This is a genomic window from Streptomyces sp. NPDC012888 (assembly GCF_042900645.1).
Lineage (GTDB): Bacteria > Actinomycetota > Actinomycetes > Streptomycetales > Streptomycetaceae > Streptomyces.
In genome coordinates this window covers 132,189-144,259 of sequence record NZ_JBIBBM010000012.1, presented here as the reverse complement: position 1 = coordinate 144,259, position 12,071 = coordinate 132,189, and the positions used below count along the sequence as shown (strand labels likewise).

Annotated in this window: 9 protein-coding genes; 5 read left to right on the top strand and 4 right to left on the bottom strand. The window is 72.3% G+C overall.

The annotated features are described in order from the left end of the window. Window positions 1–22: 22 nt before the first annotated feature. From ACFY61_RS21845 to ACFY61_RS21835, 3 genes are all read right to left on the bottom strand, one after another. Complete coding sequence (locus tag ACFY61_RS21845; RefSeq protein ID WP_389474233.1) at window positions 23–211, bottom strand: hypothetical protein; 189 nt, start codon at window positions 209–211, stop codon at window positions 23–25. 651 nt (window positions 212–862) lie between these two features. After that, on the bottom strand, window positions 863–1,066 hold the full coding sequence (locus ACFY61_RS21840) for a hypothetical protein (protein WP_389474231.1): 204 nt from the start codon (window positions 1,064–1,066) through the stop codon (window positions 863–865). Window positions 1,067–1,167: 101 nt separating this feature from the next. After that, entirely contained in the window at window positions 1,168–2,259 is a 1,092-nt protein-coding gene (locus ACFY61_RS21835; RefSeq protein WP_389474229.1) for a glutamate--cysteine ligase, read from the bottom strand. 242 nt (window positions 2,260–2,501) lie between these two features. Here ACFY61_RS21835 and ACFY61_RS21830 point away from each other — a divergent pair, with 242 nt between their 5' ends. Next, a complete protein-coding gene (locus ACFY61_RS21830) occupies window positions 2,502–3,530 on the top strand; it encodes a LacI family DNA-binding transcriptional regulator (protein ID WP_389474227.1) in 1,029 nt (342 codons plus the stop codon). Between the two features lie 76 nt (window positions 3,531–3,606). Here the strand turns inward: ACFY61_RS21830 and ACFY61_RS21825 are convergent, their stop codons facing one another. Beyond that, on the bottom strand, window positions 3,607–6,381 hold the full coding sequence (locus ACFY61_RS21825; protein ID WP_389474226.1) for a glycosyl hydrolase: 2,775 nt from the start codon (window positions 6,379–6,381) through the stop codon (window positions 3,607–3,609). A 273-nt stretch (window positions 6,382–6,654) separates the two neighbouring features. Here ACFY61_RS21825 and ACFY61_RS21820 point away from each other — a divergent pair, with 273 nt between their 5' ends. The 4 genes from ACFY61_RS21820 to ACFY61_RS21805 all read left to right on the top strand — a co-directional run bounded on the left by ACFY61_RS21820 (window position 6,655) and on the right by ACFY61_RS21805 (window position 11,544). Further along, window positions 6,655–7,995 (top strand): extracellular solute-binding protein, encoded by a 1,341-nt coding sequence (locus ACFY61_RS21820; RefSeq protein ID WP_389474224.1) that lies wholly within the window; start codon window positions 6,655–6,657, stop codon window positions 7,993–7,995. A gap of 133 nt (window positions 7,996–8,128) precedes the next feature. Next, entirely contained in the window at window positions 8,129–9,088 is a 960-nt protein-coding gene (locus tag ACFY61_RS21815) for a carbohydrate ABC transporter permease (protein WP_389474223.1), read from the top strand. Between the two features lie 28 nt (window positions 9,089–9,116). Continuing rightward, the gene (locus tag ACFY61_RS21810) at window positions 9,117–10,022 is read left to right on the top strand and encodes a carbohydrate ABC transporter permease (protein WP_389474222.1); all 906 of its coding nucleotides are present in this window, start codon (window positions 9,117–9,119) and stop codon (window positions 10,020–10,022) included. 109 nt (window positions 10,023–10,131) lie between these two features. Continuing rightward, entirely contained in the window at window positions 10,132–11,544 is a 1,413-nt protein-coding gene (locus tag ACFY61_RS21805; RefSeq protein ID WP_389474221.1) for a GH1 family beta-glucosidase, read from the top strand. Window positions 11,545–12,071: the final 527 nt, after the last annotated feature.

The following is a 12,071-nucleotide window of genomic DNA, read 5'->3' as shown; positions in this document are numbered from 1 at the left end:
GCGGTCACGACGGTGGCCTCGGTCAGCCCGTACGGAGAGCGGCAGCGCCCGGCGCGGTCGGCAGCTCGGCCGCGCTGCCTACCGCGCCGGACGGTGACAGCGCCGCTCCGACAGCGGCCCACAGGGCGGTGACGATCAGTGCCGCCCAGGCGATGTGGATCACGCTGGCCATCGCGAACACGACCGTCAGGCTGCCGAACAGCAGCGCCATGTGGCCGGCGCAACGGAGCCGCCCAACAGCCCGGCCGCCTTGCCCGCCTTGGCGGGTACGCCGGACCCCGTGCCCGGGGGCAGGATGCCGTCGGCAGTACGGTCCCCGCGGGGGGCTCCGCCGTTGCCGTCGCCCGTACCACTGCCGGTGGGACCGGCCGACTCACTCCCTTGCCCGCCCGGCCGACCAGGAACCCGGCCACGGCCGCGCCAACCAGGAAGACCCCCCGGGCGCCGGCGGGCGAACTCCTGCAGGTCGCCGACCAGCCCCTCGGGGCCGCTGCGCTCCATACGGGTGGCGACCTCATGACCGCCGTCCGCGATCTTCCGGACCCTTTGGGCCATGGCGGAGTCGGACTTCCCGTCCTCGCTCCTCTCCTGCAGTTCCTGCGCCAGCCGGCGCACGTTCTCGGCCAGATGCCGGGTCTGGGCCTGCGCCTGGCCCTCCAGCTGATCGCGCAGGTCGCCGACGAGGTTCCCCGCCCCGTCGGCGCCTGCCCGGATTCGAGCACCCAACCCCCCCGGGCCGGTCCGGCCACCACACCACACCACACCGGGGGCGACCGGGGGCGTCCGGAACGTGGGGATGGGGCCGCTGCCCCGCCCGGGGCGGCCCCATCCCCGTCGTACCGGGCGTCGCGCGGCACGTCCGTTACTCCCGAGTGCCGTGCGGCGCTTCGGGCTTCCCGGTTCCCATGACCTCTTCCGCCGCCTCCTTGAGCTTCTGCGCCATGCCAGGACCCCGACTCCTGTCGTCGGACCGGGACGCCTTCCGCTGCCTCTCCTCCTCCGGCGTCATGTCGTTCTCGCCGGTCACTTGCTCCAGTGGTGATCTGCTGTCCTTCGGGTCAGGCATGACGGCGCTCCTTTGGCTCCTTCGGTGCCGGACCCTGCGCCTGTCCACTCCCCGTCTCCTGAACCCTCGCGGTCTCGTCGGGCCGGGACCGCGCGCCGCGGTCAGTCGGAGACCGTTCCGCTCATCAGATCGATCAAGCGCGGCATCCCGCCCTCGGCCAGCGCACGCCGCTGGTCGTCAGCGGGCGTGCCGACCCGGAGGAGACGGTGGACGAGCCCGCTCACCGCCCGCAGGTCGCCTGCTTCCTCGAGGGCGGGCCCGATGTGCTCCAGCAGGGCGTAGAGCACGTCCCCACTGCTGTGGGGGCGGCCGAGGGGATCGACCAGGGTGCCGTTCAGCCCGTACCGGGCGGCATGCCAGTTCGCCGCCTGAAGCAGCTCGGGGGCGGTCACCGGCAGGGCGGCGCCCGACTTCTCCTCCATGATCGCCGTGGCCACCAGGGCCCGGACGATCCCCGCGAACATCACGGCGTCGTCGGCCCGCAGCTGGACGTCGAGACACCGCACTTCGACGGTGGGGTAGCGCTCGGACAGCCGGGCCTGCCAGTACACCTGCCCCCGGTCGGCGATGACACCCGATGCCACGAGGGCGTCCAGGCGCTGTCCGTAGTCGGCGAAGGAGTCGAAGAGCGGGGGCGGGCCGCTGACGGGCCACCGGCTGAAGACGATGGTGCGCCAGCTCGCGAAACCCGTGTCCCGTCCGTCCCACAGGGGGGAATTGGCACCCATGGCCAGCAGCACCGGCAGCCAGCCGCGGATGCGGTTGAGGACCGCTACACCCGTCTCCGGGTCGGGCACGCCGGCGTGGACGTGCATACCGCAGATCAGCTGCTCGTCGACGAGCTGGCGGGCCTCCCCCTCCATGCGCAGGTAGCGCGGGGACGGGGTCACCGGCACCGGAAGGGTCCCCCGCACCGGCGCCGCACCCGTGGCCGCGACACGGCAGCCGCTCGCCTCCGCGGCCGAGCCGATGGCATGCCGCAGGCGCAGGAGGTGCCCTCCCACCTCGTGAAGGGTGGAGCACACGGGGGTGGCGACCTCCACCTGCGCCTGGAGCAGTTCGTCCTGGACCTCGTCGCGTTCCGCGAAGGGTTGGAGGCCGGCGGTTCGGCACACGGCCTCGACCAGCGGTGTGGGCACGCCCGTGACCGGGTCCACCAGCAAATACTCTTCTTCGACACCTACTGTGATCACACCCCCCGACTACCCCCCATCGGGATGATCACCCCTCGGCCGAGCCGCCCGTCAGCGAACGGAGCCGGCGGAAGGGCCGAGCCCGGGAACCCGGGGCCTCACCGGGGGCGCCGGCCCCTGGACGCCGGGTTTCCCGGCCGCTTCTGGGAGCGCTCTCAGGGGGCGGGCGGCAGCGCTTATCCTGTTCGGCGTCGGACCGAGCGGTGCGGCGTCGGCCGCGGACGGAAACAGGAGTGCCTGACTTGCCCGAGCAGACCGCGGGGTCGTCCCGTCCCACACTGGAAGCCGTCGCCGCGCGGGCCGGCGTGTCCCGGGCGACGGTCTCACGGGTCGTCAACGGCGGGGCGGGCGTGCGGCGGCCGGTGGCGGACAAGGTCCGCGAGGCGGTCCGGGAACTCGGCTACGTGCCGAACCGCGCGGCCCGCTCGCTGGTCACGCGCCGCCACGGAGCGGTCGCCGTGATCATCGCGGAGCCGGAGTTCCGCATCTTCTCCGACCCGTTCTTCGAGAAGCAGGTGCGCGGGATCAGCCGCGAGCTGACCGCCCAGGACACCCAGCTGGTGCTGCTGTGGGTGGAGGGCCTCGGCGACCACGAGCGCATCGCGCGCTACCTGGACGCCGGGCACGTGGACGGGGCGCTGGCCTTCTCCCTGCACAGCGACGACCGGCTGCCCGCGCTGATCGCGCGCAGCCGGGTACCCGTGGTGTTCGGGGGGCGTCCGGCACCGGCGGCCGGGCCGGACGTGCCCTTCGTCGACTGCGACAACCGCGGTGGCGCCCGGGCCGCGGTAGCGCACCTGGTGTCCCTGGGGCGCCGCCGCATCGGCCACATCGCGGGCCCCCTCAACCAGACCTCGGCGCTGGACCGGATCGCCGGCTACCACGACGTGCTGGTCGACGCCGATCCGGCGCTGCTGTGCCAGGGCGACTTCACCCTGGAGGGCGGGGCCCGCGCGATGGCCGGGCTGCTCGACCGGCAGCCGGACCTCGACGCCGTCTTCGCCGCCAACGACCTGATGGCCGCGGGTGCCCTGCGCACCCTGCGGGAGCGCGGGCTCCGGGTGCCGGAGGACGTGGCGGTGGTGGGGTTCGACGACATGGACGCGGTGGTCCGGGAGGCCGAGCCGGCGCTCACCACGGTGCGGCAGGACATCGAGGGCATGGGCCGTCTGATGGTCAGGCTGCTGATGCGGGTGCTGGACGGGGCGGCCGGCGCGGCGTCGGCGTCGGTGATCACGCCGACGAGTCTGGTCCGGCGCGTGTCGGCGTGAGGATACGGCGGCGGGCGCGGGGCCCGTGCTGCCCCGCGCCCGCCGCTCTTCCCTACCGCGTTCCCACCCGTGCGGGTCAGTCGTACGGGATGACCAGGACGGAGGTGTCCGTGCCCGTCCGGAGCCGGGCATCGGCGCTGCCGATCGCGCTCCACACCTCCAGCCGGACCGTTCCGCCGCGCAGGTCGCCGAGCGTGCCGGTGGCGGCCTTGAGGCCCCGGGTCTGGTTGTACTCCTCCCAGCCGGCGACCGGGTCGGTGGCGAAGTAGTGGTAGGTCTCCGTCCGCTCGAAGGTGCCGTCGCCGGTGAGGTCGTAGCTGACCCGGGCCTGCTGGCCGAGGCCGACGGCCGGGCCGGCGTCGACCGGGAGGCGGAACGCGGTCGTGCCGCCCGCCCGGAGGGTGCCGTTGACTCCCCTGGCCTCGTAGACCAGCGGCTCGTACGGGGTGCCGTCGTGGTTGGTGCCGTCGGCCGAGGGGACGGTGTCGCTGCCGGGCGTGCCGTCCGTGGCGGTGGTGAGCACGCCGCCCGAGCGGAGGCGGTAGGTGTCACCGCCGGAGGGGTCCGGGTCGGGGTCGGGGTCCGTGCCGCTCCCGGTGGCGGTGGCCGTGGAACGGGGCGGCACGCTGAGGGTCCTGCCGTCGGAGAAGGTGACCGTACGGGTGGCGGATCCGTGGTTGTGGGCGGCGTAGGTGCGGGTGCCGTTCCGGCTGAAGACCGCGGAGGTGGGAACGGAGCCGGTCACCGAAGGGTCGGGGGCGCCGAGGGCGTTCAGGGACGTGATCCAGTGGTAGGTGTGGGCCTTGGACTCGCCCGCCTCGGGGGTGTACCCGGCATGGCCCGCGTCCCACTTGGTCTTCGCGGCCGCCGGGTCGGCCAGTGACTGGAACTCCCACAGGACGTCCCGCCATTCGGCCGCGGGGCCGCCGTTCTCGCGCTCCATCTCGGCGATGTTGCGCCGGATCGCGTCCTTGTGGCCGCCCAGGTGGAGCGATCCGCCGGTGACAGGGAGGACGTTGATGCCGTGGATCTCCTCGGGGTTGGCGGTCCACCAGGTGGCGTAGGCGGCGCCGCTGCCCCAGACCATGCCGGCGGTGTCGTGGCCGAAGGAGGCGGGGAAGACCTGCCCGTCCGCGTCGAACCAGTACTGGGCGATGGCCTCGCCCTCCGTGGCGAGCAGGTACGAGCCGAGGTCGCGCAGACCCGTGTCGCCGGTGGCGGACCCCCAGAGCACCAGGGCGGCACTGAGGTTGGTGGACTCGGAGGAGGACTCCTGGTTGTTGCCGGCGGCGAAGCCCTGGTGTCCGGAGGCCCAGCTGTGGCCGGCGTAGACGTCGAACCCCCGCAGGAAGGGGAAGGCACTGTCGGTGCGGGAGGGGTTGGCGGTGTCGCGGATCAGCGTCTTCACCATGCCGCCCCAGGCGGAGTCGGCGGCCCAGCCGGGGTCGTACTGGGCGACGATCGCGGCGGCGTAGACGTAGTAGCCGTAATGGAAGTGGTGGTCGTTGAGCTCGGTGTCGCTGCCGTAGGAGGCGGGGTAGCCGGTGAGGGTCTTCCAGGTGCGGTCGTAGGAGAACTCGTTGGCGCCGCCGGCGGTGAGCCAGTCCTGGAGGCGGCCCTTGAGGAGGGTGAGGAGCCGGTCGCGGATGGCGGTCTCGCCGATCTGTTCGGCGAGCGGCACGAGCTGGGCGAGTCGGCCGAGCGCCTTGCCGGTCCAGTAGGTGTCGACGGCCCCGGAGAACGGGTCGGCGGCGTACGCGACCTCGTTCAGGTACCCGCGCAGCCGGGCGGTGTCGACGTCGCCCGTGCGGGGGAGGGCGGGGAGGACCGGGGCGGTCTTCTGGGTGGTGGTGAAGGCGGCGCCCTCCCGGACCTTCATGGTGCCGCGCGGCGAGACGTACGTGTAGGGGGTGAGGGGGTCGGTGGTGTGGAGCCACTGGTGCCGGTAGAGGGCCTGGAGGGTGCCGCGTTCGGTGCCCTCCTTGGCTTCGGTGGTGAGGGTGTAGGTGGCGCGGACGGTGCCGCCGGTGGTGCTCCAGTCGACGCGGGATCCGGTGACGAAGCTGAACGCGTACTTCCGGTACGTGGCGAGGGCGTCGGGGGAGGGGAGCACGGCGACGGAGAAGTAGTTCCGGCCGCCGAGCCCGGCGCTGATCGTGGTGCCGCTGACGGTCCAGTCGGCGCCGGTCGGGGCGAAGAGGGCGTAGTGGTGGCCGGCGACGGTGATGCCCAGGACGTTGCCCTGGTCCGCGAAGACGGTGGGGGCGCCGGCGGTGGTGAGGCGGGCGTCACCGCCGGTGCCCTGGGCGTACACGAACGGGCTGCCGTGGCCGATGGTGGTGCGCAGGGTGCGGGTGCCGTCGGACCAGTAGGGGGTGACGGTCCAGTCGGACCAGGAGTCGGCCTTGGTGTCGGGCGAGTTCAGTCCGGTGAGGCCGACGGTGAGGTCGCGTTTGTGGGCGAACTCGTACTGGCGGCCGTCCCCCACGACGGCGGGGGCGGTGGGGTAGCCGATCTCCAGTCCGCCGGGGACCGCCTGGTAGGTGAGGGGATGGCCGTACATGGGGGTGGAGTACGGGTTGTCGCCGTAGCGCTGGAAGGCCAGCGAGGACCACCAGTCGTTGGTGGGGACCGGTTTGCCCGCGGCCGCGGGGGTGACCTTGGGGGTGACGGGCGTACCGGTGTTGGTGGTGGGGCCGGAGGTTCCGGCGGGCCGGGTGTCGGAATGGCTTCCGGCGCCCACGGGGACGGTGGCGGCTGCCACCGGGCCCGCGGCCGGTCCGAGGCCGACGGCGGCCAGGACGGCGGCCAGGACGAGGGGGGCGGCTCGGCCCGAGTGGGGGACGGGCATGGGGAACACCTCATGTCATCGCGGTGGGTCATGTCCGGGACTCGTATCCGAGAGCGCTCTCAGTTGGCCGGAAACGTAAGACTCCCGAAACACAGGTGTCAAGGGAACGCGCAACAACGGAAGTTGGGGCCCATTCCGGACCATCGCGGCTTCGACTCTTGACGGATCATGTCCGCCGCGGGCACGCTCCCCTCGCTGACTGAGAGCGCTCTCAGGCCCTCGTTCACGTTCTCCCCGCTCACGTTCGTCCCCCGAAGCCAAGGGAGGCTTCCCATGCCCACTGCCCGACCCGTCGGCGGAACCGCCGGCAGAACCGCCGGCACCACGGCCGGCCCCGCGGCCCTCCGTCTGGGGGCGGTCGTCCTCGCCGGGGCCCTGCTCGCCGCCTGCGGCGGTTCTCCGGAAGGCGGCACCTCCGGCAGCGCGGACGGCAAGGTCACGATCACCGTGGACCTGTTCGGGTCCTTCGGCTACGAGGAGGCCGGGCTGTACGACGAGTACGAGAAGCTGCACCCGGGCGTCACCATCAAGCAGACCGACACCGAGGACGAGGCCGACTACTGGAAGTCGCTGCAGACCCGGCTGGCCGGCGGGGGCGGTCTCGCCGACGTCCAGGCCGTGGAGGTGGGCCGGATCGCCTCCGTCGCGCAGCAGCAGGCAGACAGGTTCGAGGACCTGCGCAAGCACGGGGCGGACGCGCTGAAGGGCCAGTTCGCCGAGGCCACGTGGGCGGCGGCCACCGGACGGAACGGCGAGATCCTGGGCCTGGGCACCGACGTGGGACCCGAGGCGATGTGCTACCGGACCGACCTGTTCGCCCGGGCCGGTCTGCCGACCGACCGCGAGGAGCTCTCCAGGAAGTGGGCGACGTGGGAGGGCTACCTGGAACTCGGCCGCCAGTACAAGACGAACACCCCCGACCGGAGCGCCTGGCTCGACAGCGTCGGCAGCCTCTACTCCGTCATGATCGGCCAGCAGAAGGAGCGCTACTACGACGCCTCCGGCAAGCTGGTCTGGGACACCAACCCCGCCCTGAAAGCGGCCTGGGACGCGTCGGTGACCGCGGCACGGAGCGGGCTGAGCGCCAAACTGGACCAGTGGTCACCCCAGTGGAACCAGGCGTTCGCCGCCGGCTCCTTCGCCACCCTGCCCTGCCCGGCCTGGATGCTCGGCTACATCAAGGGGCAGGCCGGTGATGCCGGCAAGGGCAAGTGGGACGTCGCCAAGCTGCCGGCGGGCGCGGGCAACTGGGGCGGCTCGTACCTGGCCGTGCCACGCGCCGCCAAGCACAAGAAGCAGGCGTACGAGCTGATCACCTGGCTCACGGCGCCCGCGCAGCAGGCCAAGCTCTTCCGCAAGCAGGGCAACTTCCCGTCCGCCACCGGCGCCATCGCCGAGATCTCGGGGGCGACCGACCCCTACTTCTCCGGCGCCCCCATCGGCCGGATCTTCGGCGATGCCGCGAAGGCCGCCCCGGTCCAGGTCCTCGGCGTGCACGACCAGAACATCGCCCAGCAGATCACCAACGCCCTGGGCGAGGTCGAACGCAAGGGCACGGCACCGGAGCAGGCCTGGGCCAACGCCAGGAAGGGCGTGGCGAACACCATCGGCTGACCGCCCCGACGGCTCGCCTCGACGGGCCCCCGACAGCCCGCCCCGACAGCCCGCCCCGACGGCCCGCATCGGCTGACCGCCTCCGCCGACCGGCTCCCGAACACTCCACCTGCCCCTCCCGAAGGGCCGCAACGTGACCCTGACAGCAGACACACGGACGACACGGCGCCGACCGTCCCCGGCCCGTCCGTCCACCCTCCGGCGAACGTGGCGCACGCTCTCCCCGTACGCCTACGTCGCCCCCTTCTTCACCCTGTTCACCGCCTTCGGGCTCTTCCCGCTGCTCTACACGGCGTACGTGTCCCTGTACCGCGTGGAGCTGCAGACACCCGGCGACATGCAGTGGCGGGGGCTCGGCAACTACACCGCGCTCCTCGGCGACGAGTTCTTCTGGACCTCGCTGCGCAACACCTTCACCATCGGGGTGCTGTCCACCGTCCCGCAGCTGGTCATGGCGCTCGGCCTCGCGCACCTCCTCAACCACAGGCTGCGGGGCCGCACCTTCTTCCGCACCGCCATGCTGCTTCCGTACGCCACCTCGGTCGCCGCCGCCACGCTCGTCTTCGCCCAGCTCTACGGCCGGGACTTCGGCCTGGTCAACCACGTGCTGGGGCTCGTCGGCATCGACCCGGTCGACTGGCAGACCGGCACGCTCGCCTCCCAGATCGCCGTCTCCTCCATCGTCGTCTGGCGCTGGACCGGCTACAACGCACTGATCTACCTGGCCGGCATGCAGTCCATCCCGCACGAGCTCTACGAGGCCGCCGAGATGGACGGGGCGTCCCGGTGGCGGCAGTTCTTCCACGTCACCCTGCCCGGGCTGCGGCCGACCATCCTCTTCACGGTCGTCGTGTCCACGATCGGGGCCACCCAGCTCTTCGGCGAACCGCTGCTGTTCGAGGGATCCGTCTCCGGCGGCATCTCCCACCAGTACCAGACGCTCGGCCTGTACATGTACGAGCAGGGCTGGGGCTTCTTCCACCTGGGCCGGGCGGCCGCCATCGCCTGGGTGATGTTCCTGCTGATCGTGCTGGTCATCGGCGTCAACGCCGTGATCGGACGGCGCCGCACCCGCAAGGAGACAGCACGATGACCGTCCTCGACCACGAGGAGACCGGCCGATGACCTCCCTCGCCGATCCGCCGGTCACGCGCCCGCGGCCCCCCGGGCCGCCCGCCGCCGACGGACGCCGCCGGTCCCGCGCCGGCCGCACGATGCAGGGCGGGAAACTCGCCCATGCGGTCCTGGTCCTCGCCGTGCTGGTCTCGGCCTTCCCCTTCTACTGGACCATCGTCGCGGCCAGCCGCTCCAACGCCGACCTCGCCCGGGTGCCGCCGACCCTCCTGCCCGGCCCCCACCTGCTGCGGAACTTCGAGGCGGTGGTGGAGGAGGCCGACATAGGCCGGGCGCTGGTCAACTCCCTCGTCGTGTCTGGGTCGATCACCCTCGGCACGGTCCTGTGCTCCACGCTCGCCGGGTTCGCCTTCGCCAAACTGCGCTTCCGCGGCCGCGGCGCACTGCTCGCCGTCACGGTCGGCACCATGATGATCCCGCCGCAGCTCGGCGTCATCCCGCTGTTCATGCTCATCGCCGAGCTCCAGTGGGTCAACCAGCTCCAGGCCGTCGTCCTGCCCGGACTGGTCTCCGCCTTCGGCGTGTTCTTCATGCGGCAGTACCTCGCCCAGGCGCTGCCGGACGAACTGATCGAAGCGGCCCGCGTGGACGGCGCCTCCTCCGCCCGGATCTTCTGGTCGATCGTGGTGCCCGTCGCCCGGCCCGGCATGGCCGTGCTCGGCCTGCTGACCTTCATGACCGCCTGGAACGACTTCTTCTGGCCGGTCGTCGCCCTCAGCTCGTCCGAGCCGACCGTGCAGGTCGCCCTGCGGCAACTCGGCGGCGGCTACGTCAACGACCAGTCCGTCATCATGGCCGGCACGCTGCTGGGCACCCTGCCGGTCCTGCTGGTCTTCGGCCTGCTCGGGCGGCAGATCGTCGGCGGCATCATGCAGGGCGCGGTCAAGGGCTGAACGCGCCGGGGCCCACGCATCCCCCCACCCCACGGACGACGGCTCGCCGCTCACCGGCAGGGCCGGCCGCCCACCCTCGACCCCTCTCATCCACGGGAGACCCCCACCCATGACCTCCACAGACGCGCTTCCACGCCCCGGCGCCACCCTCCGGTTCCCCGAGCACTTCCGCTGGGGTACGGCCACCGCCGCGTACCAGATCGAGGGAGCCGCGGACGAAGACGGCCGGACCCCCTCCATCTGGGACACGTTCAGCCGCACCCCGGGCAAGGTGCGCAACGGCGACACCGGCGACATCGCCGCCGACCACTACCACCGCGTCAGCGAGGACGTCGCGCTCATGCGGCAACTCGGCGTGTCCGACTACCGCTTCTCCCTCGCCTGGCCCCGCGTGCAGCCGACCGGCCGGGGACCCGCGCTCCAGAAGGGCCTGGACTTCTACCGCCGCCTGACCGACGAGCTGCGCGCGGCGGGCATCCGCCCCGTGGCCACCCTCTACCACTGGGACCTCCCCCAGGAGCTGGAGGACGCCGGCGGCTGGCCGCACCGGGAGACCGCGTACCGCTTCGCCGAGTACGCGGGCCTCGCGGCGGAAGCGCTCGGCGACCGGGTGGCGACCTGGACCACCCTCAACGAGCCCTGGTGCGCGGCCTTCCTCGGCTACGGCAGCGGGGTGCACGCCCCCGGCCGCACCAGCGCCGTCGACTCGCTGCGCGCCGCCCACCACCTCAACCTGGCGCACGGCCTCGCCGTCCAGGCGCTGCGCGGAGCCCTGCCCGGCACCGCCGAGATCTCGCTCACCCTGAACCTCCACGCGGTGCGCGCCCACACCGACTCGCCGGAGGACCTCGACGCGGCCCGCCGCATCGACGCCGTCGGCAACCGGATCTTCCTCGATCCGGTCTTCCACGGCCGCCTCCCGGAGGACCTGGTCAGGGACACGGCGTCGGTCACCGACTGGTCCTTCGTCGAGGACGGAGACCTCCGGACGGCCGCCGCCCCGGTCGACTCGCTGGGCATCAACTACTACTCGCCCACCGAGGTCGCGGCCGCCACCCCGTCTCCGCCCTCCCTGTCGCCCTCGCCCTGGGCCGGTGCGGAGCGGTACGTCCGCTTCGCCGACGTACCCGGCCCGCGTACGGCCATGGACTGGCCGGTCGACGCCGACGGGCTGTACGAGCTGCTGGTCCGGCTCCGGGACGACCTGCCGGGCGTACCGCTCGTCGTCACCGAGAACGGTGCGGCGTACGAGGACTACGCCGATCCCTCGGGGCAGGTGAAGGACCCCGAGCGGGTGGCCTATCTGCAGGCCCACTTGGCGGCCGTGCACCGGGCCGTCGAGGACGGCGCCGATGTCCGCGGCTACTTCCTGTGGTCCCTGATGGACAACTTCGAATGGGCCTACGGCTACAGCAAGCGGTTCGGCATCGTCCATGTCGACTTCCCGACCCAGCGCCGCACGTTCAAGGCGAGCGCCCGCTGGTACGCGGACGTCATCGCCCGCGGCGGCCTGACCCCCTGACCCCGACCGCCGGGTCCAGTGGTGCCGTCGGCCGTCGGCCGTCCGGTCTACCGGGGACGCTCTGACCCGCTGGCGTTCACCCGCCGGTGGAGCGGCAGGCTCACGCTGCTGCTGGCCGAGACGGACGGCTGAGCCGCACGGAACACCGGTGCCCCGGCGGGTCCTCCTGCCGGGGCACCGGTGCGTCCGGAGCGAAATACTTCGCCATCGTCCCAATTCGATATCCACGTCCACGGATATCCCTTTTCCAATTCGATGATCCTCCGTCGAGCGCCCGGGTGGCGCGCCGGGCACTGCAAAGGTGATCTTGCGTGCAAACCGGGCATCCCGTCTGAGATGGGCGGAGAAGTGCCTGGTCAAAGGTGGTGCGGGGTGTGGTGTAGCGGGCAGTAGAGTGACCCCGACATACTCGACAGACGGAGTGCGCGTGAAAACAAGAAAGCCCCGTTCCGGATTTCCGGGCGGTCGGGGGAGTACGCGAATTGCCGCGCTCTCCGTGGTGGGTGCGATAACGGCTGCCGGTCTCG

What these genes read in the sequence shown, in the direction of transcription:
- ACFY61_RS21845 (WP_389474233.1), bottom strand. Translation starts at nt 211, where the DNA reads ATGGCGCTGCTGTTCGGCAGCCTGACGGTCGTGTTCGCGATGGCCAGC.
- ACFY61_RS21840 (WP_389474231.1), bottom strand. Translation starts at nt 1,066, where the DNA reads ATGCCTGACCCGAAGGACAGCAGATCACCACTGGAGCAAGTGACCGGC.
- ACFY61_RS21825 (WP_389474226.1), bottom strand. Translation starts at nt 6,381, where the DNA reads ATGCCCGTCCCCCACTCGGGCCGAGCCGCCCCCCTCGTCCTGGCCGCC.
- ACFY61_RS21820 (WP_389474224.1), top strand. Translation starts at nt 6,655, where the DNA reads ATGCCCACTGCCCGACCCGTCGGCGGAACCGCCGGCAGAACCGCCGGC.
- ACFY61_RS21810 (WP_389474222.1), top strand. Translation starts at nt 9,117, where the DNA reads ATGACCTCCCTCGCCGATCCGCCGGTCACGCGCCCGCGGCCCCCCGGG.
- ACFY61_RS21805 (WP_389474221.1), top strand. Translation starts at nt 10,132, where the DNA reads ATGACCTCCACAGACGCGCTTCCACGCCCCGGCGCCACCCTCCGGTTC.